The organism is Parasphingorhabdus sp. (genome assembly GCF_048267785.1).
Taxonomy (GTDB): Bacteria; Pseudomonadota; Alphaproteobacteria; order Sphingomonadales; family Sphingomonadaceae; genus Parasphingorhabdus.
Genome location: NZ_JBLWWU010000027.1, coordinates 1 through 22053, shown reverse-complemented (window position 1 = coordinate 22053; position 22053 = coordinate 1). Strand labels below are relative to the sequence as shown.

Annotated in this window: 22 protein-coding genes; 12 read left to right on the top strand and 10 right to left on the bottom strand. The window is 58.9% G+C overall.

The window, feature by feature from the left end; translation table 11 throughout:
* Positions 1-95: 95 nt before the first annotated feature.
* The gene (locus tag ACN0VD_RS16165) at positions 96-650 is read right to left on the bottom strand and encodes a F0F1 ATP synthase subunit delta (protein WP_417596127.1); all 555 of its coding nucleotides are present in this window, start codon (positions 648-650) and stop codon (positions 96-98) included.
* A 288-nt stretch (positions 651-938) separates the two neighbouring features.
* Here ACN0VD_RS16165 and ACN0VD_RS16160 point away from each other — a divergent pair, with 288 nt between their 5' ends.
* Genes ACN0VD_RS16160 through ACN0VD_RS16150 form a run of 3 tightly spaced genes read left to right on the top strand, consistent with a single transcriptional unit; the run spans position 939 to position 3201 of the window.
* Positions 939-1412, top strand: a complete 474-nt coding sequence (locus tag ACN0VD_RS16160; protein ID WP_417596125.1) for a DUF1203 domain-containing protein — start codon at positions 939-941, stop codon at positions 1410-1412.
* Positions 1409-2446, top strand: a complete 1038-nt coding sequence (gene ada / locus ACN0VD_RS16155; RefSeq protein ID WP_417596123.1) for a bifunctional DNA-binding transcriptional regulator/O6-methylguanine-DNA methyltransferase Ada — start codon at positions 1409-1411, stop codon at positions 2444-2446. Before ACN0VD_RS16160 ends, ada begins: the two co-directional genes overlap by 4 nt.
* Complete coding sequence (locus ACN0VD_RS16150; protein WP_417596121.1) at positions 2443-3201, top strand: isocitrate lyase/PEP mutase family protein; 759 nt, start codon at positions 2443-2445, stop codon at positions 3199-3201. The genes ada and ACN0VD_RS16150 overlap by 4 nt, the downstream gene beginning before the upstream one ends.
* Positions 3202-3265: 64 nt before the next feature.
* Here ACN0VD_RS16150 and ACN0VD_RS16145 read toward each other — a convergent pair whose 3' ends face one another.
* The 3 genes from ACN0VD_RS16145 to ACN0VD_RS16135 all read right to left on the bottom strand — a co-directional run bounded on the left by ACN0VD_RS16145 (position 3266) and on the right by ACN0VD_RS16135 (position 7993).
* A complete protein-coding gene (locus ACN0VD_RS16145; RefSeq protein ID WP_417596119.1) occupies positions 3266-4009 on the bottom strand; it encodes a flavodoxin family protein in 744 nt (247 codons plus the stop codon).
* A gap of 91 nt (positions 4010-4100) precedes the next feature.
* On the bottom strand, positions 4101-5645 hold the full coding sequence (locus ACN0VD_RS16140) for a trypsin-like peptidase domain-containing protein (protein ID WP_417596118.1): 1545 nt from the start codon (positions 5643-5645) through the stop codon (positions 4101-4103).
* A gap of 182 nt (positions 5646-5827) precedes the next feature.
* The gene (locus ACN0VD_RS16135; RefSeq protein ID WP_417596116.1) at positions 5828-7993 is read right to left on the bottom strand and encodes a primosomal protein N'; all 2166 of its coding nucleotides are present in this window, start codon (positions 7991-7993) and stop codon (positions 5828-5830) included.
* 65 nt (positions 7994-8058) lie between these two features.
* On the opposite strand from ACN0VD_RS16135, the gene ACN0VD_RS16130 reads away from it, so the two are divergent.
* Both ACN0VD_RS16130 and fsa read left to right on the top strand, forming a co-directional pair.
* The gene (locus ACN0VD_RS16130; protein ID WP_417596114.1) at positions 8059-8739 is read left to right on the top strand and encodes a DUF4197 domain-containing protein; all 681 of its coding nucleotides are present in this window, start codon (positions 8059-8061) and stop codon (positions 8737-8739) included.
* Between the two features lie 139 nt (positions 8740-8878).
* Complete coding sequence (fsa, locus tag ACN0VD_RS16125) at positions 8879-9532, top strand: fructose-6-phosphate aldolase (RefSeq protein ID WP_417596112.1); 654 nt, start codon at positions 8879-8881, stop codon at positions 9530-9532.
* A gap of 131 nt (positions 9533-9663) precedes the next feature.
* Here fsa and ACN0VD_RS16120 read toward each other — a convergent pair whose 3' ends face one another.
* Positions 9664-10857, bottom strand: a complete 1194-nt coding sequence (locus ACN0VD_RS16120; RefSeq protein ID WP_417596110.1) for a penicillin-binding protein activator — start codon at positions 10855-10857, stop codon at positions 9664-9666.
* Between ACN0VD_RS16120 and rsmI the strand changes: the two genes are divergently transcribed.
* From rsmI to ACN0VD_RS16100, 4 genes are all read left to right on the top strand, one after another.
* On the top strand, positions 10858-11697 hold the full coding sequence (rsmI, locus tag ACN0VD_RS16115; RefSeq protein ID WP_417596108.1) for a 16S rRNA (cytidine(1402)-2'-O)-methyltransferase: 840 nt from the start codon (positions 10858-10860) through the stop codon (positions 11695-11697).
* 256 nt (positions 11698-11953) lie between these two features.
* On the top strand, positions 11954-12307 hold the full coding sequence (locus tag ACN0VD_RS16110) for a YraN family protein (protein WP_417596106.1): 354 nt from the start codon (positions 11954-11956) through the stop codon (positions 12305-12307).
* A gap of 289 nt (positions 12308-12596) precedes the next feature.
* Positions 12597-13553, top strand: coding sequence for a glutathione synthase (gshB, locus tag ACN0VD_RS16105; protein ID WP_417596104.1), 957 nt, complete (start codon positions 12597-12599; stop codon positions 13551-13553).
* A 21-nt stretch (positions 13554-13574) separates the two neighbouring features.
* Positions 13575-14177, top strand: a complete 603-nt coding sequence (locus ACN0VD_RS16100) for a DedA family protein (protein WP_417596102.1) — start codon at positions 13575-13577, stop codon at positions 14175-14177.
* Between the two features lie 54 nt (positions 14178-14231).
* Here ACN0VD_RS16100 and ACN0VD_RS16095 read toward each other — a convergent pair whose 3' ends face one another.
* The 3 genes from ACN0VD_RS16095 to hemW all read right to left on the bottom strand — a co-directional run bounded on the left by ACN0VD_RS16095 (position 14232) and on the right by hemW (position 17562).
* A complete protein-coding gene (locus ACN0VD_RS16095; protein WP_417596100.1) occupies positions 14232-15128 on the bottom strand; it encodes a hypothetical protein in 897 nt (298 codons plus the stop codon).
* 46 nt (positions 15129-15174) lie between these two features.
* The gene (locus ACN0VD_RS16090) at positions 15175-16074 is read right to left on the bottom strand and encodes a tyrosine recombinase XerC (protein ID WP_417596098.1); all 900 of its coding nucleotides are present in this window, start codon (positions 16072-16074) and stop codon (positions 15175-15177) included.
* A 303-nt stretch (positions 16075-16377) separates the two neighbouring features.
* On the bottom strand, positions 16378-17562 hold the full coding sequence (gene hemW, locus ACN0VD_RS16085; RefSeq protein ID WP_417596096.1) for a radical SAM family heme chaperone HemW: 1185 nt from the start codon (positions 17560-17562) through the stop codon (positions 16378-16380).
* Between hemW and ACN0VD_RS16080 the strand changes: the two genes are divergently transcribed.
* Positions 17557-18144 (top strand): CAP domain-containing protein, encoded by a 588-nt coding sequence (locus ACN0VD_RS16080; protein ID WP_417596094.1) that lies wholly within the window; start codon positions 17557-17559, stop codon positions 18142-18144. The two genes, hemW and ACN0VD_RS16080, sit on opposite strands and share 6 nt — an antisense overlap.
* A 189-nt stretch (positions 18145-18333) precedes the next feature.
* Here the strand turns inward: ACN0VD_RS16080 and rdgB are convergent, their stop codons facing one another.
* Entirely contained in the window at positions 18334-18963 is a 630-nt protein-coding gene (rdgB, locus tag ACN0VD_RS16075) for an RdgB/HAM1 family non-canonical purine NTP pyrophosphatase (protein ID WP_417596092.1), read from the bottom strand.
* 269 nt (positions 18964-19232) lie between these two features.
* Positions 19233-19946 carry a ribonuclease PH gene (gene rph, locus ACN0VD_RS16070; RefSeq protein ID WP_417596090.1) on the bottom strand — a complete coding sequence of 238 codons (714 nt, stop codon included), beginning with the start codon at positions 19944-19946 and terminating at the stop codon, positions 19233-19235.
* 142 nt (positions 19947-20088) lie between these two features.
* On the opposite strand from rph, the gene hrcA reads away from it, so the two are divergent.
* On the top strand, positions 20089-21138 hold the full coding sequence (hrcA, locus tag ACN0VD_RS16065) for a heat-inducible transcriptional repressor HrcA (protein WP_417596088.1): 1050 nt from the start codon (positions 20089-20091) through the stop codon (positions 21136-21138).
* A gap of 22 nt (positions 21139-21160) precedes the next feature.
* Entirely contained in the window at positions 21161-21769 is a 609-nt protein-coding gene (gene grpE / locus ACN0VD_RS16060; RefSeq protein WP_417596086.1) for a nucleotide exchange factor GrpE, read from the top strand.
* Positions 21770-22053 lie beyond the last annotated feature (284 nt).

Genomic DNA, 22053 nt, shown 5'->3' with positions numbered 1-22053 from the left:
ACTTCGGAAACCTGGGCTTCATTGCCAAAATTGGCGATCTGGTCCTTGATGACCTTTGAAATTTCTGCGGCGCGAATATCCATGTATCTCTTCCTTTAGCCTTTCATGGCCTGCGATAGGGTGTTCAAACGGGTTTTAATCGAGCTGTCGATCATCTGGCTGCCGATTTTCACGACCAGCCCGCCCAAAATGGACGGATCGACTGCGGTGGAAACGCTAACATCGCTTCCCACGCGTTTCTTGAGTTGCGCCTTGAGCGCCTTGATCTGCTTGTCATCGAGCGGATGCGCTGATGTCACTTCTGCGGTTATCTCGCCACGATGGTCTGAAGCCAGCGTGGAAAAGGCCCGAATGACGGCCGGTATCTGGTCAAGACGACGGTTCGCCGCGAGCACGCCGAGCATATTGGTCGTCAATTTGTCGAGGCCCAGTGCCTTGGCGGTGGCCGCGATAGCCCTGCCGGCATCTTCCCGGGACAGGACAGGGCTGCTGACCAGCGCCTTCAGGTCATCCGATTCGGCCAACGCCGTATTCAATGTCGCCAGGCTGGCCTGCACCGCATCGATGCTTTTATTCTCTTCTGCAAGCGCGAACAAAGCGGTGGCGTAACGCCCCGCTAAACTCGCTCTGATGCCGCTGGAATGATCCACGCGTTTGCTTCTCCCTGACCGAAATATGGTCTGAAAACCGTTCATGAAATGGTCCGCTTAATGGCCGAAAATCCTGCGATTCCGCCCACGGATGCGCGGCGTCTAGCAACCATTTTGCTGCGATGCAAGATGGCTTTGGGAATCATTTGCATAGGATGAGAAAGCGTCGGTTTTTTGCGGGTTTCAATTATCCGTCAGATAATATTTTACTTTGAACGCAAGATACGGGACGCGGCGACCATCCCCTCCATTTAGACGGATTTCATCAATCAGCGATGGAGAATCCCTATGACGTATCAAATCACCGGGCTGAGTCCGGATATTGCCACAGCCTTTGAAAATGCAACTGATGCAGAGCTGTCATCGCTCCGCGCAGCAAAAATGATTGCAACATCCAAACCCGGCTTTCCATGCCGGATATCGCTGGAAGATGCAGAAGTCGGGGAAGAGGTGTTATTGTTTCATCACATGTCGCATGATGTGGATTCGCCCTACCGGAACGGATATGCGATATTTGTTCGGACAGGATTGTCCGCAGCGGCGCACTATACCGACGCCGTTCCTCCGGTTTTCAAGGGGCGCAATTTGGCAATGCGTGCCTTTGGCGAGGATGCCATGTTGAAGACGGCGGTTCTGGCGTTGCCCGGAGAGGCGGACGAAGTGATTCGCAGGCTATTTGAACTGGAGGCGGTTGCCTATATAGATGTGCATAACGCAGCGCACGGATGCTTTGCCGCGCGGGTAAAGAGGTTCGAATCATGAAGCGCGGCCAAATTGATAGCGACAAAGCCTGGGACGCCGTGCAGGCCCGCGACCGGTCGTTTGACGGCAAGTTCGTCACCGGCGTGCTGAGCACCGGAATCTATTGCCGCCCCTCCTGTGCCGCTCGCCATCCCAAGCGGGAGAATGTCCGCTTCTTCGCCAAAGCAGAGCAGGCCGAAGCCGCCGGATTGCGCGCCTGTCTGCGGTGTCGCCCCAATGATGTGGCTCGCGACGAAGCAGCGGTGAAGGCGGTGATCGACGCTGTTCGCACCGCCGAAAATGCGCCAAAGCTCGACGAACTGGCGGTGCTGACCGGCTATTCCGCCACGCATCTTCAGCGAATTTTCAAACGGGAGATCGGGCTGTCACCGGCTGCTTATGCGCGGGCCTTGCGATCCGAGCGGGTCAAGGATGCACTGGCGGGCGGCGCAACGGTGACCGAAGCCATTTATGATGCGGGCTATGGTTCGGCTTCCCGCTTTTACGAGGAACAGAAAATGGGCCAAAAACTGGGAATGAAACCGGGTGTCTGGAAAAACGGCGGGGCAGGGGTGACGGTGCACTGGGCCTGTATCGAAACTTCGCTCGGTTCGATGCTGGTTGCGGCAACCGACAAAGGCGTCTGCTGTCTCTCCTTCAACGAAGGCGAACAGGAATTGCGCCGCCGTTTTCCCAAAGCGGATTTGCAGCCCGGAGACGATGCATTCGCAGCGTTATTCGCGGAAGTGGCTGCGCAAGTGGAGGCACCGGGACGCCCCCACAATATCCCGCTTGATGTTCAGGGCACCGCCTTTCAGGAAGCAGTCTGGCAAGAATTGCGCAAGATCCCCGATGGCGAAACCCGCACTTATGCCGATATCGCCGCCGCCATCGGCAAACCCAGAGCCGTCCGGGCGGTTGGCAGCGCTAACGGCGCCAATAATGTCGCCGTCCTGATCCCCTGCCACCGTGTGGTGCGCAGCGACGGGACAATGGGCGGCTATGCTTATGGGTTGGAGATAAAAGCGGGTTTGCTGGAGAAGGAAGCGAAATGATGGAAAAAATAAAAGCCTTTGGCAAACTTCACGTTCCGGGTGCCCCACTCATCCTGGTCAATATCTGGGACGCGGGCAGCGCGACGGCGGTTGCGGCAGCCGGGGCAAAGGCTCTTGCGACCGGAAGCTACGGGGTGGCCGGTGCGCAGGGAATCGCCGATGGCGAGGCATTTTCTCTCGATGACGCGATCGTCGTTCTTGAACGGATCGTCGCTGCGACCGAATTGCCGGTAAGCATCGATATGGAAGCCGGCTATGGCGAAAATGCCAGCGAAGTGCGTCGATCAGTGCAACGCGCCTTTGATGCCGGGGCGTGCGGAATCAACATGGAAGACCGGATGCCGGGAGAAGACCAGCTGATTGAACCGTCGGTCTTTGCCGAGCGTGTGGCCGCTGCGGGATCGACCGGTCTCTGGGTTAACGCGCGATGCGATGTTTTTCGCGGTCAATCGGCGGAGACCGATGGCGACGCCCTGGTAGGGCAGGTGCTCGAACGAGCAGCGCGATATGCCGATAGCGGCGCAGGGAGTCTGTTTGTGCCGTTTCTGAGCGACGAAAAATGCATCGGCACAATTTGTGACGCATCGCCCTTGCCGGTCAATATTTTGCGTTCATCCGAAGGCCCAAGCCATGCGCGGCTGGCGAGCCTCGGCGTCGCGCGGATCAGTCACGGACATCAGCCATGGGCCGCTGCGATGAACTGGCTGACAGGGCAGGCCGAGAAGGTTTTCGGAGGCGGCGAACCCGACTATTAAGTGCGCTTTCTGCTGCGCCCATCGGTACCGTCCAGCCCCACCGCACATTCAGGCAAAACAGAGTTCAGCGATATTCGGGATTGGGATGATTAAAGCGCGTGCCGTCGTCCCATGCTTCGCGCGAATTGCCGTAGCCGGGAATGCCGCCAGCCTGTTTGAGCATATGGGCCGTGTGCATCAGGTTCCAGGCAAGAAATGTCGCGTTGCGCTGGGTGAAATCGCTGTCGAAACCGACGCGAGAGCCATCGTCTTTCTCGTCACCATAAGAAGGGCCCGGGCCGATCGGTCCGATCCACCCCGCATCGGCCTGCGGGGGTATGGTATAGCCGATATGCCCGAGCGAGTAGAGTGTGCTCATGGCGCAATGTTTGACGCCGTCTTCATTGCCGGTGACTACCACGCCGCCGGTTTTCCCGTAGAAAATATATTGCCCCTTGTCATTTGTCTCGCCGGAATGGGCGTAGAGCCTTTCGATGATCTTGCGGCATTCCGAAGAGACGTCACCAAGCCAGATCGGAGTGCCGATGACGAGGATATCGCTGGCCATCACCGCTTCGGCAATGGCCGGCCAAGAGTCGCTTTCGAAACCGTGTTTGGTCATGTCGGGATAGATGCCGGGGGCTATATCATGATCGACGCTCCGAAAGGATTGCACGGTCGTACCGGCATCTTCCATGATGGCGCGTACCGTCTCCATCAGGCATTCGGTGTGGCTGAACGCAGGGGAGGGGGTGAGAGTGCAGTTGAGAAATACCGCCTTCAGACCGGAATAATCGGGCTGCTTCGGAACTGCTGTTTCATCGGTCATCTGTTTGCCTTCCATTGCCTATACCTCAATCAACAGGGCTTTCCGCAATTGGTTCCCTTGGCGGCGCCCGGCGATTGACAATGGAGGTCGTTCAGCTATCCACCTTCTTGCACTCATAAACCAGACTTTCATTCGCCTGGGATGGCAATTCCGCCCTGATCGCTTTCACCATTTCCTCAATATCAGTCAGTGCCTCCACGTCGGTGGTACAGGCCTTGTTGCCATATTTGGCGCGAATTTCCCTTGCCCTGGTCATCGCGTCCAGTCCCACCAGATAGCGTTCTTCGGTAAATTCGCTGCGATCCGGCTGGAAGCTGCTGATCGTGATTGTCTGCTCCTGATTGGGGACAAATATCCGGGACCATTTAGCACCATCCCGGCCATATTGGGTGCGTCCGTTGATGCAGCCGTCTTCTGCCCATTCGAGCGGCAATTCATTCTCCTGGGACACGGTAATCCGGCTACGTTGCGGGTTGATTGTACACTGATATTTGCCGGACACCGCGATGCTTGTCTTCTCCGGCGTCCGTTTTTCCACGTTAGCCTCCAACGCTTCGGCTACACGGTCATCGATTTCGGTAAAATCCGGTCGTGACAGAAAGACAATGACAGCGCCAAGTAACAATATAGCTGCTCCGCCCGCTGCCCCGATTGCCGGATTGCGCTTGCCCTGAACCATCAAAACGCCAGCGCCGCCCGCAGCCAGCAGGGACAGCGCCAGCATCAGGGCCGCTATCGCCATCCGGTTTTCGCGTTCGGCAATAATATCCTGGGTTATGGCGGTGCGCAATTTTGTCTCCGCCAGTCGACGCTTCTCGGCTTCTGCCTCTTTCGCCGCTTCTACTTCGGCCCGGGCTGCGGCTTCGCGCTGCTGTTCTTTCAGGCTGATCTCCGCTGCGGAACGGCACGCTGTCGCCGTCGATCCCGCTTTTACGCCGGCCTTGCGCAGGAAACTCAATATTTCCCGCGCCGATACGGCAAAGCCAAATTCCGCGTCATTGCCATCGCTGATGGAGCCAAAGCTGTTCGCGCCCAGTATCCGGCCGCAATTGTCGATCAGCGGTCCGCCGCTATTGCCCGATGCAATGGGGGCCGTGTGAAGGATGGTGTCAAATTGCTTGGTCGTGCGACCACCGGAAACAGTGCCCGTGGTCTTGACCGGCGACATCGGGTTGATCAGGTCATCGAGATCAAGCCCCTGTGCCCGGTCGACTGAGCCCGGATAGCCGATCGCCACCACATCGGCGCCATCGCCAACCGGACCACCAAAAATCGTCATCGGTGGCAATCTTCCGCCGTCGAGTACCTGGATGAGAGCAAGATCATTGCCCGGCGAATAAGCGATAATCTTTCCGCCATAGCTGGTTCCGCCCTGCGAGGGGATGATGCCGATGACAACAGAGGATTCCTGCCGTGCAATCTCGACGACATGGGCATTGGTTACGATCTTGTCGGGTGCAACCGCAAAGCCGCTGCCATGACCGACGAAGGCAACCTTGTCGCCATCTTTTGCGGCTAGAACGACACGGACAACCGAACGACTTGCGGCGCTGATATCGGCCGGATCGGCCTGGGCGGTGCCGGCAACCAATGTGGCAGCGATGATGGAAAGGATGAGGGTGAGTTTTTTTATCATGGATGGGTTCATGCGTTAAATGCGCGTAATATTCAAAGGACTTTTGAACTTCTTTCGCCCCTCCTTTTCAAAGTAGGGGTCGGGATAGTTGCTAGCGCCAGCGAGCCAGCGCGCCAGCAAGGCAAAACCGATATCGAGCCGGTTGGCATCTCTGCCCCCATTCTCCTTTGCTGTCCCGGAAATCAAACAAAACTATAGGGATCAACATCGACCCCGACGCGGACAGCGCGCGGCCATTCGAGCTGTTCCAGCCAGTCGCGCATGATATGCTGCAGGTCGACGGAACGCAGCGCATGGACCAGCAGTCGGTGGCGATGTCGACCGCGCAGCATGGCGAGCGGTGCGGGAGCGGGGCCGAAGACCGAGAAACCATCGAGCTTCGGTGCTGTCTGCCCTATCAGGCGCGCGGTTTCCATTGCCTCGCTATTGTCTTCGGATGAGACGATGATCGCCGCCCATCGTGCAAAAGGAGGGGCCAGCGCCTGGCGACGCGCCTCAATCTCGGCCGCGTAAAAGCCTTCCCGGTCATTCTTGATCAGGGCCTGGATCACCGGCGCACCCGGCATCCGGGTCTGGACATAGACATGGCCCGGTTTTTCTGCCCGTCCGGCGCGGCCCGCAACCTGCGCGATCTGCTGGAAACTGCGCTCGGCAGCGCGCAAGTCCCCGCCTTCCAGACCAATATCTGCATCGATCACGCCGACCAGCGTGAGATTGGGGAAATGATAGCCCTTGGTCACCAGCTGGGTGCCGACCACGATATCGATCGCTCCGGCCTCCATCTGGTTGACGAAATCGGCTGCCTTTTGCGGCGACCAGATGGTGTCCGACGTGACGATTGCGGTGCGTGCCTGCGGAAAGAGCATTTTGACCTCGTCGCAAATGCGCTCGACGCCGGGGCCGCAGGCTACAAGGCTGTCCTCGTCGCCGCATTCGGGACATTTCTCTGGGATTGGCATCACATGTCCGCAATGGTGACAGGCGAGGCGGCGGGTCAGGCGATGTTCTACCATCCAGGCGGTGCAATTGGGGCAGTCAATGCGGTGGCCACAGGTCCGGCACAGGGTCAGCGGCGCAAAGCCGCGCCGGTTCAGGAACAGGAGCGACTGCTCGCCCCGCTCAAGATTGTCCTCCAATGCGTGGACCAGCGTCGGTGCCAGCCAGCTTCCGCGTGGCGGCACATCCTGCGTAAGGTCGAGTGCCTCAATGTCGGGCATCGTCGCCGCGCCAAAACGTGCCGGCAGTTCGAGCAGTTCATAATTGCCCTGTTCGACCTGATGCTGGCTCTCGATCGCCGGAGTGGCGGAAGCGAGAATGACCGGTATCTTTTCATGCAAACCGCGCATGATTGCGACATCGCGCGCATGATAGCGGACGCCATCTTCCTGCTTGAAACTGGTTTCGTGCGCCTCGTCGACGATGATCAGGCCAAGATTGGCATAAGGCAGGAACAGCGCCGAGCGCGCGCCGACGATCACCTTGGCTTTGCCGTCGGCCAGCGCCCGCCAGTTCTTCTTGCGCTCCGACTGTTTCATGCCGCTGTGCCAGGCCAGCGGCTCGGCCCCAAACCGTGCATGGAAGCGGTTGAGAAATGGTTCGGTGAGGGCGATTTCCGGCAGTAACACGAGCACCTGCCTGTCCAGCCGCAGCGCTTCGGCCACAGCCTCGAAATAGACTTCGGTCTTGCCCGATCCGGTCACGCCGTCGAGCAGAAAAGGCTTGAACTGCGCAGCGCGCACCGCCTCGATCAATATATTGCTGACATCTTGCTGATCCTCGCTGAGGTCGACCATGTCGAAATCGGGCGAGGGATTGGCGGTGGTGGCGAAAGGGGAGACCTCTTCCCGGTCAAACACGCCGAGCTTTTCCAGTCTCCGGATGACCGCGACAGAAACGCCCGCTTTAAAAGCCAGTTCGCTGATAGTGCCCTGTACGCCGATCAGCTTCTCCAGCGCCTGTTGACGCTGCGGCGTGATCCGGTCCGGCACATTGCCGTTCAGACGATATTCGCTGATCGGGCGATTGTCGGCAAAGGCGGCTCCGCTGGAAAGAACCATGCGTAGAACCGATGCCGGTGAGGCGAAATAATAATCTGCTGTCCATTCGATCAATCGCCGCAATGGCGTGCGCAGGGGCGGTACATCGCGAACTTCCAGCAGCGGTCGCAATTTTTTTGGGTCGATTTCTTCAACTGGAAAGCTCTCTGCCTCCCACACGACGCCGGGCATTTTACGCGGACCAAGCGGTGCCATGACGATCGAGCCCGGCTCGACCTGCATGCCATCCGGTACCCGGTAATCGAGCGGGCCGAGGGCGGCGTTAAGCAGGAGTACACGAACACGATTCATATTCATGCTATAGGCATGGAAACATCATTCGTCATTCTTGCATTGACGAAAAGGGGAGAGGCAGAATGATCTATCATCGCAGAGCAATATTGGGTTTTGGTGCCGCCGCCGGATTGATCGCGCTACCCGGCTGTTCCAGCCTGCCAGGCCTGAGCCTCACGGAAGCGGTCAAGCGGCTGCTGACCCTGTCATCCCAGAATGCCTTCGCCGAACTGATGCAGCCGGACGGTTTCTTCGACAGTCAGGTGGCAAGGATTGCGGTTCCGGACTCGCTGGGCGGATCGCGGGTGACCAGCGTCGCAACGGCCCTGTTGCGCTCCAAGGCGATCCAGGACCGCTTGCTGAAACAGGTCAACCGCGCGGCAGAAACGGGCGCGGAACTTGCCGCTCCTATCGTCGCGGAAACGATCCGCAATATGAGTGTCGCCGACGCTACTGCGATCATCAATGGCGGACCGCGAGCGGCGACCAGCCTGTTGCAGCGGCAGTTGGGCAATACCCTGGTCGAGCGGATATTGCCGGGCATTGGCAATGGTTTGAAGCTGTTCGACAATGAAATCATCAATCTGGTATTGTCGCAAGCGACCAACGTCGATTTTTCCACCCTCAGTCGCGATGTGGCAAATCAGGTCAGCGACGCCATTTATCGCTCGATCGGCGCGCAGGAAGAATCGATTCGCGCCAACCCGCGCGCAACCAATGATCCTCTGCTGATTGCGGTGCTGGGCGTCGGAAAGGCATTTTAGCGGCATTTTGTCCCGCAATTTTCCCCCAATCTATCCACAGCTTTCTGCCAGGAAAGCGGGGGGCGCAGTTTCACGCCGCGCGGAAAGCGGATAGGCAAATCGTAACAGCCGCCTTTTTCCTATTTCTGGAGCCAGACCGATGAAATTCTTTGTAGATACCGCCGATACCGCGGAAATCGCCGACCTTGCCGCGACCGGCATGGTCGACGGCGTCACCACCAACCCGTCGCTGATCAAGAAGTCCGGTCGCGATATCATGGAAGTGACCAAGGAAATCTGTGGCCTGACCGACGGACCGGTTTCCGCCGAAGTGATCGCGCTCGATCACGAAACGATGATGAAAGAGGCAGAAGTGCTGCGCAAGATCGCCGACAATGTCTGCATCAAGGTGCCACTGACCATCGATGGTCTGAAAACCTGCAAGGCGCTGACCAGCGAAGGCACGATGGTCAATGTTACGCTTTGCTTCTCGGCCAATCAGGCGTTGCTCGCGGCCAAGGCCGGCGCCACGTTTATTTCGCCGTTCGTCGGACGTCATGATGACAATGGTCTCGATGGGATGACGCTGATCGAAGATATCCGGTTGATCTACGACAATTACGCTTTCGACACCGAAATCCTGGTCGCCTCGATCCGCCACCCTATTCATGTGCTCGAGTCAGCCCGCATCGGCGCCGATGTCGGAACCATGCCGCCCAATGTCATCCGCGGTCTGTTCAAACATGTGCTGACCGACAAGGGACTCGAAGGCTTTCTCAAGGACTGGCAATCGACCGGTCAGAATATCGGCTGAGTTTATCCGGAATTAATTCGTCATCCTGAACTTGTTTCAGGACCTCCAACGGCAGTGCGCTAAATCAAGGGGTCCTGAAACAAGTTCAGGATGGCGTAGCTTTTTTCAAAAACCGATGATCAAGAGTTCTATCAAAAACCTCTGGGTGCCGGATCAACCACGGCAAAGCTGCCGTTGCGGATTTCCTGAACTTCCAGAGCCCGTTCCGAAATGCCGTCGGCCTTGAACCGGAAGACGCCGTCGAGGCCGATGAAGCCGCCCTTGTCGGTCAGCTTGTTGATCGGGAAGGGTGATCCCACTTTCCAGTCGCGGGCAACCTTGACCGTCAGCAGTACCGAGTCATAGCCGAGGCTAGACAGCCGGAAGGGCGCCTTGCCATAGCGGGCGCGATATTTGTCGGCATATTGCTTGTACAGGCTGTCGGAAACGCTGGCGAACCAGGCGCCCCGCATCGAGGGCGCGCCGGCCAGATTGCTGCTGGTATTCCACAGGTCGGTGCCGAGAATTTTCGCGGTGCCGCTGGCATTTTTGCGAATATAGGGGGCGGCCTTGATCGCCATGTCGCCATTGTCGGCCAACAGTACCGCTTCGAAATCACCATTCTGTGGAAGCTTCTTGGTCGCGGCCTCGATCGACTTGGAATCGCGATTGAAGGTCTGGATCGACACCACCGTGCCGCCGACATCCTTCACGCTGCGTAGTAGAGTCGAAGAAGCCCGCTGACCATAGACGCCATTGGGCACCAGCGCCGCAAAGCGTGTCATGCCTTTCGACTTGGCATATGCAACGACCCGGTTAATCGACTGTGATGGAATATGGCCAAGGATATAGACGTTGTTGCCAGCCACACCGCTGTCGTTCGAGAAGCTCAATATCGGAACGCCGGCTGGGCGGGCAATATTGGCGGTTGCGACGACATTGTCGCTGAGTAGCGGACCGATGATCAGCTTGTTGCCGTCGCGGATTGCGCTTTGCGCCGCCGCGGTCACGCCCTTGGCCGTGTCATAGCTGGTCATGCGGATATTCTCAGCCTTGGTATCGAGCAGCGCCATGGTGGTGGCATTGGCGAGCGACTGGCCGACACCGGCATTCTTACCGGATAGCGGCACCAGCAGAGCGATGCGGTGATGTTTCTGATCTTCCGGCAAGCCTGCGGTCACCGATGGCTGCGTCGGGGTGGCGGTCGGTGCCGGTTCTGCACCGCGCGGGACCATGGTTTCGCAACCGGCCAGCAGGACAAATGCGGACACGCCCGCCCATTTCAAAAAGCGGCGTCTCCTGCTTTGATCTTGTCCTTGATACACCTTGTCTGCCATGACCGTCATATGTCTGCTCCTACCCAACCCGGTCTCTATATCGTTGCCACCCCAATCGGCAACCTTGGAGATTTGTCCCGCCGCGCCGAGGAAACCCTCGCCAGCGCGGATATCATCTTGGTCGAAGATACAAGAGTTACTGCCAAGCTGTTGAATCATATCGGGAAAAAGGCGAGAATGATGGTCTATAACGACCATAAGTCGGCGGCCGACCGCGACGCTATTTTGGACGCGGTGCGATGTAAAATTGTCGCACTGGTCAGCGATGCGGGGACGCCTTTGATCTCCGACCCCGGCTACAAGCTGGTCCGTGATGCCCAGGCGGCCGATCTTTATGTCACCACGATTCCCGGCCCTAGCGCCGCGATTGCGGCCTTGACGCTGTCCGGATTGCCCAGCGACCGGTTTCTTTTCGAAGGTTTCTTGCCGAGCAAGTCCAAGGCACGGAGCGAATCTCTCGCCGCGCTGAAGACTCTCAATGCCAGTCTGATCTTTTACGAGAATGGCTCCCGGCTGGGCGCGATGCTGGCCGACTCGCTGGCCGTGCTGGGGGACCGCAAGGCGGCGGTCGTCCGTGAAATCACCAAAAGATTCGAGGAAGCCGTGACCGGTTCGCTGAGCGAGCTTGCCACCCGCTATGGCATGGAAAAGCCGAAAGGCGAGATCGTCGTGATCATCGGCCCGCCGGGCGCGCCGGAACCAGCCAGCGAAGCGGATATCGAGGCAGCGCTGCGCGAGGCTTTGGAGCGGTTGCCTGCCTCAAAGGCAGCGGGCGAGGTCGCAAAGGCCTTCAACACCGACCGCAAGGCGCTCTACGAACTGACCAACCGCTGGAAATCGGAAAAATGAAACTCCGAGACCCGCAAACCGTTCGTCCTGAGCCTGTCGAAGGACTTCTATCGGCCAAGCGGTGCCCTGGCGGACCAAATGCTTCGACAAGCTCAGCACGAACGGGTTTCCAGAAATGAACGCTTACGGCCCCCGCGCCGTTCGTCCTGAGCCTGTCGAAGGGCCTCTATCGGCCGTGTGGTGCCTTGGCGGACCGAATGCTTCAACAGGCTCAGCACGAACGGTGTTCCCAGCATCACGAACGGCAGTCCTAAAAATGAAGCGCGAGGCGGCGGAGAAACGGGGTCGCCAGGCCGAAAAGACCGCAGCCCGCTTTCTGCGCCTCAAGGGCTGGCGTATATTGGATGAGCGAGTGCGGACCCCGCGCGGCGAAGTCGATCTGGTCGCCAAACGCGGCGGACTGGTCGCCTTTGTCGAGGTGAAGGCGCGCACGAAGCTGGAGGATCTGGAACAGGCGATCGACCTGAAACGGCTGCAGCGCGTCGCCGATGCGGTGGAAATACTCTATCCGCAATATTGCACCAAGGGTGAAGACGCCCGCATCGACGTGATCCTTATCGCCCCGAGACGGCTGCCGGTCCATTTGCCCAATGTCTGGCACGGGTTCTAGAATCCAACAATCCGTTCGTCCTGAGCCTGTCGAAGGACGTCTATCGGACTTGCGGCGGTTTGACGGTCAAGATGCTTCGACAGGCTCAGCACGAACGGAAAGCGGATCGAACTTTCTCTTTGCCCCGCTAAACAAAAAGGCCCTTCGACAAGCGGGGGACGAATGGTTAGAAACACATCTCCCCCGTTCGTCTCGAGCGAAGTCGAGAGACGCTTGCCGCAATGCCTATGTGTCTCGACTACGCTCGACACGAACGGTAAGCGGGTGCGAAAATGTCTAAGGAATAGAAATGACCCTGAAAATCGCCGTACAGATGGACCCGATGGAAAGCGTGAATATCGCGGGAGACAGCAGCTTCGCGCTGATGCTCTCCGCCCAGAAACGCGGGCACCAGATTTTCCATTATGATGTGAAAGGCCTGACCCTGCAGGCGAATGGCCGCCTGACCACGCCCGCCCATCCGGTGAGAGTACAGCCGGTCAAGGGTGACCATTTCAGCTTCGGCGATCCCGTGAAACTCGACCTCGGCAGCGATGTCGATGTTGTGCTGATGCGTCAGGATCCGCCGTTCCACGTCGGCTATATCACCGCGACCCATTTGCTCGAGCGGATTGAGGGCGAGACTCTGGTAGTCAACAATCCCGTCTCCGTCCGCAACGCGCCGGAGAAAGTCTATGTGCTCGACTACGCCCAGTTCATGCCGCCAACCCTGATCACCCGCGACCTCGACGAAGTGCGCGCCTTTCAGGCCGAGCATGGCGGGGTTGTGGTCAAGCCGCTGCACGGCAATGGCGGCAAGGCGATTTTTCTGGTGCCGGAAGATGGCAGCAATCTCAGCGCCTTGTTCGAGGTATTTAACCAGACCTGGCCGGAGCCGCATATGGTCCAGCCCTTCCTCCCCGAAGTGCATCAGGGCGACAAGCGCATCGTCCTCATCGACGGCGAAGTCGCAGGCGCGATCAACCGCAAACCCGGCGAAGGCGAATTCCGCAGCAACCTAGCGCAGGGCGGCTATGCCGAAGCGGCAGAGCTGACCGACCGTGAGAAGGAAATCTGCGCCGCGATGGGGCCTGACCTGAAACGGCTCGGCCTGATCTTCGTCGGCATCGACGTGATCGGCGGCAAATGGCTGACCGAAATCAACGTGACCTCGCCGACCGGCATTGTCGCGATCGACAAGTTCAACGGCAGTGATACGCCTGGCATGATCTGGGACGCAATCGAGCGACGGCTTGCTGCGCAATAGATCCGCGCCGGACAGCGCAGCATGAGCAGCTGGGTCACAGACCTGATCGAGCAGGGCGGCTATTGGGCCATTGCGCTGCTGATGGCGCTGGAGAATATCTTCCCGCCAATCCCGTCCGAGCTGATCATGGGCCTGGGCGGCGTCGGCGTGGGGCAGGGGACGTTCCACCCGGCATGGCTGGTGCTGGTCGGCACAGTCGGTTCGCTGGCCGGCAATTATGTCTGGTTCATGGTCGGGCGTCACTGGAACGAAGATGATGTGCGCGCCTTCGTCCGCAAACATGGTCGCTGGCTGACGCTCGACGTCGAAACGGTCGACCGGATCGACCGGATTTTCGACAATCACGGCCAGTGGGTCGTCTTTGTCGCCCGCTTCATTCCCAATATCCGAACGATGATTTCCGTCCCGGCCGGCCTGTTCGGCATGTCGCACAAACGCTTCATCCTCGCGACCAGCGCAGGCGCCGCCGTGTGGAACAGCGCTTTGGTCTACGCCGGATATACGCTGCAGCAGAATGTCGAGGATATCGGGCAATATCTCGGACCTGTGTCACTGGGCGTGATCGGGTTGCTGATCGTGATCTATGTCTGGCGGATTATTTTCTGGCGGCCGAAGGGTGGTTGAGGGGACTCGGAGGCTATTGAAGTGGGGTTGCAAGAGGGAATTTGATCCATCGTATTAAGGATTGCTTTGATCCTCATGACTTGAGCCAGCGAAAATTAGTTCTTCAAAATCCGAATTTGTTGGAATGGTGCCGTTGTCAATCATCTTCACGAGACAGTTTCGCAGAATGATATAGCTGCTCACAAGATCTCCTGGATCGGTGCTACGTGCAGTATGGGCTGCCTTAGATCTAACATCATATAGCTTCGCGATGCCTTTGAAGAGCTCCAATCTTTTTGGCCCGATTGGCTCCAGATAGGCAGATATATTTGCAGAGGTGCGAAATTTGAGTTCTGTGCGAGAGGGTGAGAAAAGTTCTTCCAATGCCCCCCAAGCCGTTAACAGCATTGGCGCTTGAGGATTACTCAAAGTGCATCCGTCAGCCGCACGCAGGGCAGAGCCAAACGACTTGTTTTGTTTTGATAGCATTGCAGTTTTTGGCCATACAGATTTGACCCATTCCAAATGCTCAGGATTGATAGCAACTGGCTGTCCACCGGGAGCCATAAGTATGCGAGGGTCCTGTTCAAATGGAGTCAAAACAGGGTCGTCGATTTCTTTTGCCGAGATAAACGCATGGTTTGAAATAACTGGAACTGCCAGATACGGATATTTGATCAATCTCAACAGAGCTGCGATTAGCCAGATGATTTCTTCCGGTTTTTGTTTGCTAGGTATCTCCAGATTCCTAGGTATCCCAATTTCTGCTTCTATATCGAATTGAAATCCGCCTCTTGCTGCTCGCCATGGTGCAGGATGAGCTTTTCCTTGTTCAGCTCGTTCAAAGGCCATCATTTGCGTGGAAAACAAGTGGGCATAGGTTGTGCGAAGTGTGATCCCATGACCGAGATCAAATGGTTGGCCATCATAGGTTACGTGAGATAGGCCAGCATAATAGAGTTTTTCGTCCATTCAATCTGATACTCAGTAAGTGCAAATTGTCGAACAACAAATTGTATTATGCTCTCGGATGCGCATTCTGATACACATCCAGCAAATGCGCCGCATCGACCGCCGTGTAGACCTGTGTCGAACTCAGGCTCGCATGCCCCAATAATTCCTGCAGGCTCCGCAAATCCGCGCCGCCCGCCAGCAAATGCGTCGCGAAGCTGTGGCGCAGGGCGTGGGGCGTGGTGCTGTCGGACAGGCCGAGCTTGGTCCGTGCCTGCTGGACCACGCGGCGGATCAGATTGGGGGAGAGCGGACCACCGCGCTTGCCGCGGAAAATGGGCTCGCCCGGCTCCATAACATGCGGGCACAGGTCGATATAATGTTCGATCGCCTCGCGCACCCTGGGTAGCAGCGGCACGATCCGGACCTTGCTGCGCTTGCCGGTGACCCGCAATGTGTCGGTCAGGGGCAGGGCGTCGGCGGTCAGGTCGAGCGCCTCGCTGATCCGCAGGCCCGAACCATAGAGCAACAGCAGCACCGCCCAGTCGCGCGCACCGACCCAGTCGCTGCTGGCGCTGTCCTGCGCGTCGCCGGCCAGCGCCAATATGTCATCGGGCGCGACCGGTCGCGGGACGCCGCGCTTGACCTTGGGACCCTTGATCTTCGGGATTTGTGCCTCATCGCCGCCGACATGTCTGAGGAACGCCCGCAACGCCGACAATTCCCGCGCCGCGCTGTTGTTGGTCAGCCCGTCTCCGCGCCGATAGGCGAGATAGGAACGGATATCCGCCTGTTGCAGCGCCCTGATCTCGTCCGCGCCGACACCGCCGCCGATATGGTCCATCAGAAAGGCACAGAAACGCTCGGCGGTAATCACATAGGCGCGCACCGTATGCTGCGACCGCCGCCGGTCGTCGCGGAGGTGACGGGCGAAGTCGTTGATGAGTGTTTGACTGCTATCGGCCATGAAACCCGTTCGTGCTGTGCGTGCCTGTCCCCGCGAAGGCGGGGATCGATGCAGGGCGTCTATCCACCCTTCGACAGGCTCAGGGCGAACGGTGATAGTCTAGCAGACCCACAATTGAAATCCAACTTTCCTCTCCCTTAGAGCTTCCTCTCCCATAGGGAGAGGCAAGTGAAGCTTGTGAACTTGTTCACAAGCGTAACTCGGTGAGGGGTTGGAACAGTCGCGAGGGATAAAACCCCTCACCGACTGCGCCTAAGGCAATAAATTGCCAAGGCTTGTTGCCTCTCCCCATGGGAGAGGAAATTACAGCGCGATAATCTTCGGCAGCAGCGCATCAAGCAAAGGCATGCCCTTGGGCAGGATCGTCAGGTGACCCTCGCGCTGCTCGACAAAGCCAAGCCCGCAAAGTTTCTCCACTTCCGCGCCATCCACCATTGCCGCGACCGGCAGCCCTGTCTTCGCTTGGAGATCGGCCAGATCGACGCCCTCGGCCAGTCGCAGCCCCATCATCAGCGCTTCCATTGCCCGTGTTTCGGGCGACAGGGGCTGTTCGACCTTCAGGCCATTACCGTTGCGTTCGACCGCTGAGAGAAAATTTTCCGGCTTCTTGTGCCGCTCGGTCGCTTGTTCAAGCCGCCGCCCGTGCGCGCCGGGGCCGATGCCGACATAGTCCTGATAGCGCCAGTAGGTCAGATTATGGCGGCTTTCCTGACCGGGCCTCGCGTGGTTGCTGATCTCGTAGGCGGGCAGGCCGGCTGCCGTCATGATATTGCGGTTCAGTTCAAACAGATCGGCGCAATGGTCATCATCGGCCGGGACCAGCTTGCCGGTGCGCACCAATGTCTCGAACCGCGTCCCCGGTTCGATTGTGAGCTGATAGAGCGAGAGGTGGCCAGTGCCGAAGCTCAATGCGCGGTCCAGTTCGGCCTGCCAGTTGTCCAGCGACTGTCCGGGGCGGGCGTAGATCAGGTCAAAACTGACCCGCTCGAACGCCTGTTGCGCGGTGTCGAGCGCGGCGAGGCCTTCGTTGACATCATGGGCGCGACCGAGAAATTCGAGCGTCTGGTCATCCAGAGATTGCAGACCGAGTGACACCCGGTTGACGCCGGCGCCGGCCAGATCGTGAAAATTTGCCGCCTCGACCGAGGACGGATTGGCCTCCAGCGTGATCTCGATATCATCGGCAAAACCCCAGTGGCGCTCCGCTGCCGCGATCAATGTTTCGACCAGTGCGGGCGGCATCAGCGAGGGCGTGCCGCCGCCGAAGAAGATGCTCGACAGCTTGCGCCCCGGCACCAGTGCCGCCTCGTGCGCCATATCCGCAAGCAACGCGCTCTGCCATGCTGCGACATCGACCTGATCGCGGACATGGCTGTTGAAATCGCAATAGGGACATTTGGAGACGCAGAACGGCCAGTGGATATAGAGGGCGAGAGGCCCCATATCACTCCTGTTCAGATTTTCCGTTGTAGAGGCCCGTTCATGCATATATTCCGCGCCCTTAGCCCGATCCTTCTAATCACGCCAGCCTTTGCCGCCTGTTCCGCCGGGACGTCGCACAATCCGGCGCCGACCACGGTGGTGGAAGAACGTACCAGCATGGCGCCGGCACCGCGCGGCGAGACTCGATTGCAAAGCGCGATGATGCGGGCGCATAATGACGCGCGGGCAAAGGTCGGCGCGCCGAAACTGGTCTGGAATGCGGAACTGGCCAAGGACGCTGCCGTTTATGCCGCAACTCTGGCCCGCACCGGTAAATTTGCCCATGACCCGCAGACCGGTCGCAGCCCGCGGCAGGGCGAGAATCTCTGGATGGGCACCCGCGATGCCTATAGCTATGGCGAAATGATCGGCCACTGGGTCGACGAGGACCGCTATTTCAAGCGCGGGCTGTTCCCGGACAGCAGCACCACTGGCACCTGGGGCGATGTCGCCCATTATACCCAGATCATCTGGCCGACCAGCCTGCGGGTGGGCTGCGCGGTGGCGAGCAATGCGCGTGACGATTTCCTGGTCTGCCGCTATGGTCCGGCGGGGAATATTGTGGGGCGGGATCCGTTGAAGGGATAGGCTACAGCTGCGGTGACCGGTTCAAACTGATTGCGTCAACCCGTTCGTCCTGAGCCTGTCGAAGGACATCTATTCGCTGAGAGCTGCACTTCGACAAGCTCAGTGCGAACGGCAAGAGGCGGCATTCAACCCGCCTAAAGGAGTCTCGCGATCATCGGTTTGGGCTCCAGCCTTCGCTGGAGTGACAGGTCAAAAACAAGCCGCAACCAGTTTCCGAAACGCATCCGCCCGGTGGCTCATCGCCTGTTTCTGCGCCGGATCGAGCTCGGCAAATGTTTCTTCAAAACCAATCGGCTGAAAAACGGGATCATAGCCGAAGCCAAGCGCCCCGCGTGGCGGCCAGACGAGATTGCCCTCGACGCGCCCCTCGAAAACTTCCGAATGGCCATCCGGCCATGCCAGCGCCAATGTGCAGGCAAAATAGGCGCTGCGGTCGACATCCGGGCCTTGTTCGGCCAGCTTTCCCTCGACCTTGCCCATCGCCATATACCAGTCGCGGCCCGGCTCGCCCTCGAACCACTGCCGCTCGGCCCAGTCGGCGGTGTAAACCCCCGGCTTGCCGCCCAGCGCCGCGACGCACAGCCCGCTGTCATCGGCCAGCGCCACGCAATTTGAACCCTCCGCGCTCGCCCGCGCCTTGAGCAGCGCGTTTTCAGCGAAGGTCGTTCCGGTTTCTTCCGGCTCGGGCAGATCGAGGTCGCCCGCCGATACCGGCTCGATGCCATAAGGTTCGAGCAACGCCCGGATTTCCCGCACCTTGCCCTGATTATGGCTGGCGATCACGAGGCGTCCGGGGGCGAGTTTGCGGTGGGTGGTCATGGGCATTCGCTTTCCAGTCATCCTCTCCCACAGGGAGAGGCAAGTGAAACTTGCGAGCTTGCTCGCTAGTGGAACTCGGTGAGGGGTTGGAACCTTCGAAGGGATTAACCCCTCACCGACTGCGCCTAAGGCAATGAATTGCCAAGGCTTGTTGCCTCTCCCTATGGGAGAGGATCATATTCCGTTCGTGCTGAGCTTGTCGAAGCACCTCTCGAGGAGAAGTGCCCTTCGACAGGCTCAGGGCGAACGGTGGTTCTTGTAGTCAAATCCTAGCCGACCGCCTTGTCCTGCGCTTCGAAAATCTGGCCACAGCCGATTTTCGCCAGCCGCATCAAGCGCATCAGGCCTTCGTCATCAAAAGTCTGACCCTCGGCGGTCGCCTGCGCTTCGGCGATATTGCCATCGCCGGTCAGCACGAAATTGGCGTCGGCGCCGGCGTTGCTGTCCTCGTCATAGTCGAGGTCGAGCACCGGTGTGCCGTCGAATATGCCGCAGCTGATCGCGGCGATTTTCTGTTCAATCGGATCTTCGCTGATCAGCTTCATGTCGAGCAAACCGTTGACCGCGAGGCGCAGCGCAACCCAGGCACCGCTGATCGAGGCTGTCCGTGTGCCGCCATCGGCCTGGATGACGTCGCAATCGACGGTGATCTGGCGTTCGCCGAGCTTCTTCATGTCGACCACGGCGCGGAGAGACCGCCCGATCAGCCGCTGGATTTCCTGCGTCCGGCCGCTCTGCTTGCCGCGCGCCGCTTCGCGCGAATTGCGGGTATTGGTCGCCCGCGGCAGCATCGAATATTCGCCGGTCACCCAGCCTTCACCCTTGCCGCGGAGCCATGGCGGAATCCGCTCTTCGATACTCGCGGTGCAAATCACCTTGGTATCGCCAAAGCTGATCAGGCAGCTTCCTTCAGCATGTTTGGTAAATCCGGTTTCGATAGAAATGGCGCGCATTTCGTCCGGCGCACGGCCCGATGGTCGCATGTGTGATTCCTTAGTTTGAGTTGGGGAGTCTCTATCCGCTCGCATGCGGAGAGACAACCGCTCATCGGTTCGCTTGGTGACGGGCGGATCCTTTAATAATTGCGCGCTGGAAACCTCCCGACAACTCACCTATCTAATATCCATGACCAACACCCCGATCACCGAAATGACCACCCGCGCGCAGGACATTTTCCGTGTCATCGTCGAATCCTATCTCGACAGCGGCGCGCCGGTCGGGTCGCGGACCATTTCGAAGGCGCCGGGTCTGGAACTCTCGCCCGCCTCGATCCGCAATGTCATGCAGGATCTCGAGGAGCTGGGCCTGCTCGCCGCGCCGCATACCAGCGCCGGGCGGATGCCGACCGAACTGGGCTTGCGGCTGTTTGTCGACGGCATGATGCAGGCGGCGGTGCCGACGCAGCAGGAGCGCGAGGCGATCGAGAGCCAGATTACCGAACAGGGCCCGGTCGAGGACGCGCTGCGTGCCACGACCTCGATTCTGTCCGGCCTGTCCTCCTGCGCCGGTCTGGTGCTGGTGCCAAAGCGCGAGCCACGGCTCAAACAATTCAGTTTCGTCAAACTATCCGAGGGGCAGGGGCTTGCGATCCTCGTGTCGCAGGATGGCGCTGTCGAAAACCGCGTGCTCGACCTGCCGCCCGGCGTATCGGAATCCGCGCTCGTCGAGGCCGGCAATTATCTCACTGCCCGCTATGGCGGCATGACGCTCAGCCAGGCTCTGGCAACCGTCGACCGCGAGATCAGCGCCGGCGAACTCGCGATCGACAAGGCGTCGGAAGAGCTGGTCAAGGCGGGCATGATCACCTGGAGCCGCGATCCCGCCGACCGGCCGGTGCTGATCGTCCGCGGTCAGGCGAATCTGCTCAAGGACAATAGCGCGCTGGAAGATCTTGACCGGGTGCGGCGGCTACTCGACGAACTTGAGGGCAAGCAGGAAATTGCCCGCCTGCTCGACAATGCCCGCGACGCGGAGGCGGCAAAAATATTTATCGGCGCGGAGAATAAATTATTCTCGCTTTCCGGCTCATCTGTGATAGCGGCGCCCTACAAAGACGGCGACGGACAGGTGGTTGGCGTAGTCGGTGTAATCGGCCCGACAAGGTTGAATTATGCCCGCGTCGTACCCATGGTAGACTTTACCGCGCAGAGCCTGTCGCGTTTGTTAACCAAATGATGAAAATAGAGTGACCCAAGCCATGAGTGATACCAAGCCAAACACCGAAGAACAGAATAACGACGCCGCGGCAGCAGCCGAGTTGGAAGGCGTGCCGGAGAGCATGAAAGATGGCGGAGAAGGCTCAAATTCTAGCGAAGCCCCCCAGCCGGAAAATGCCGACAACCGGATCGAAGCGCTGGAGAATGAACTGGCGGAATCCAAGCAGGCGGTGCTCTATGCACAGGCCGAGACCCAGAATGTCCGCCGCCGCCTCGAAAAAGACGCGCAGGATGCCCGCGCCTATGCCGCGACCGGTTTTGCCCGCGACATGCTCTCGGTGATGGACAATATGAACCGCGCGCTCGAAGCCATTCCCGCCGAAGTGAAGGACGAGGAAAAATGGAAGGGCCTGATCAACGGCATCGAAGCCACTGCTCGCGAGTTGCAAACGGTGTTCGAGAAAAACGGCATCAAGCGCGTTGCCTCTGTCGGCTTGCCGCTCGATCCCAATCAGCATCAGGCGATGGTCGAAGTTCCGACTGATGATGAAGAACCCGGCACGATCGTGCAGGAAATGCAGGCCGGCTATATGATCAAGGACCGCCTGTTGCGTCCGGCGTTTGTCGGGGTGGCTAAGAAACCGGAGTAGTTCGCCGGTTTCACGCGTCTCGCTAGCCTGTTTGCCTGGCCTTCGCGGGCGAGGGCCAAATCGCCAACAGTTTCATATCAATCGTGTCATGCCAGCGCAGGCTGGCATCCGACCCGCCTGTGTGAGTCTCGCTGCCCTTGGCTTAGGCCCCAGCCTTCGCTGGGGTGACGGGTCATTCAACGGGATTCTTTTGGATGTGACGAAGCGGGTGGAATGACTTTTTCGTCTGCTCATGTTAATTTCCCGGCTCGTTCTTCTGGCTACGGCCAGCATGATTTCCTCTC

Bases quoted from the DNA above. Each gene is read 5' to 3' on its own strand.
- ACN0VD_RS16090 (WP_417596098.1), bottom strand. From the start codon at position 16,074: ATGGCCGATAGCAGTCAAACACTCATCAACGACTTCGCCCGTCACCTC.
- ACN0VD_RS16100 (WP_417596102.1), top strand. From the start codon at position 13,575: ATGAGCAGCTGGGTCACAGACCTGATCGAGCAGGGCGGCTATTGGGCC.
- ACN0VD_RS16130 (WP_417596114.1), top strand. From the start codon at position 8,059: ATGATCTATCATCGCAGAGCAATATTGGGTTTTGGTGCCGCCGCCGGA.
- ACN0VD_RS16120 (WP_417596110.1), bottom strand. From the start codon at position 10,857: ATGACGGTCATGGCAGACAAGGTGTATCAAGGACAAGATCAAAGCAGG.
- rph (WP_417596090.1), bottom strand. From the start codon at position 19,946: ATGCGACCATCGGGCCGTGCGCCGGACGAAATGCGCGCCATTTCTATC.
- ACN0VD_RS16095 (WP_417596100.1), bottom strand. From the start codon at position 15,128: ATGGACGAAAAACTCTATTATGCTGGCCTATCTCACGTAACCTATGAT.
- ACN0VD_RS16145 (WP_417596119.1), bottom strand. From the start codon at position 4,009: ATGACCGATGAAACAGCAGTTCCGAAGCAGCCCGATTATTCCGGTCTG.
- hrcA (WP_417596088.1), top strand. From the start codon at position 20,089: ATGACCAACACCCCGATCACCGAAATGACCACCCGCGCGCAGGACATT.
- ACN0VD_RS16140 (WP_417596118.1), bottom strand. From the start codon at position 5,645: ATGATAAAAAAACTCACCCTCATCCTTTCCATCATCGCTGCCACATTG.
- ada (WP_417596123.1), top strand. From the start codon at position 1,409: ATGAAGCGCGGCCAAATTGATAGCGACAAAGCCTGGGACGCCGTGCAG.
- ACN0VD_RS16135 (WP_417596116.1), bottom strand. From the start codon at position 7,993: ATGAATCGTGTTCGTGTACTCCTGCTTAACGCCGCCCTCGGCCCGCTC.
- ACN0VD_RS16080 (WP_417596094.1), top strand. From the start codon at position 17,557: ATGCATATATTCCGCGCCCTTAGCCCGATCCTTCTAATCACGCCAGCC.
- rsmI (WP_417596108.1), top strand. From the start codon at position 10,858: ATGTCTGCTCCTACCCAACCCGGTCTCTATATCGTTGCCACCCCAATC.
- gshB (WP_417596104.1), top strand. From the start codon at position 12,597: ATGACCCTGAAAATCGCCGTACAGATGGACCCGATGGAAAGCGTGAAT.
- ACN0VD_RS16160 (WP_417596125.1), top strand. From the start codon at position 939: ATGACGTATCAAATCACCGGGCTGAGTCCGGATATTGCCACAGCCTTT.
- ACN0VD_RS16150 (WP_417596121.1), top strand. From the start codon at position 2,443: ATGATGGAAAAAATAAAAGCCTTTGGCAAACTTCACGTTCCGGGTGCC.
- fsa (WP_417596112.1), top strand. From the start codon at position 8,879: ATGAAATTCTTTGTAGATACCGCCGATACCGCGGAAATCGCCGACCTT.
- grpE (WP_417596086.1), top strand. From the start codon at position 21,161: ATGAGTGATACCAAGCCAAACACCGAAGAACAGAATAACGACGCCGCG.
- hemW (WP_417596096.1), bottom strand. From the start codon at position 17,562: ATGCATGAACGGGCCTCTACAACGGAAAATCTGAACAGGAGTGATATG.
- ACN0VD_RS16110 (WP_417596106.1), top strand. From the start codon at position 11,954: ATGAAGCGCGAGGCGGCGGAGAAACGGGGTCGCCAGGCCGAAAAGACC.
- rdgB (WP_417596092.1), bottom strand. From the start codon at position 18,963: ATGACCACCCACCGCAAACTCGCCCCCGGACGCCTCGTGATCGCCAGC.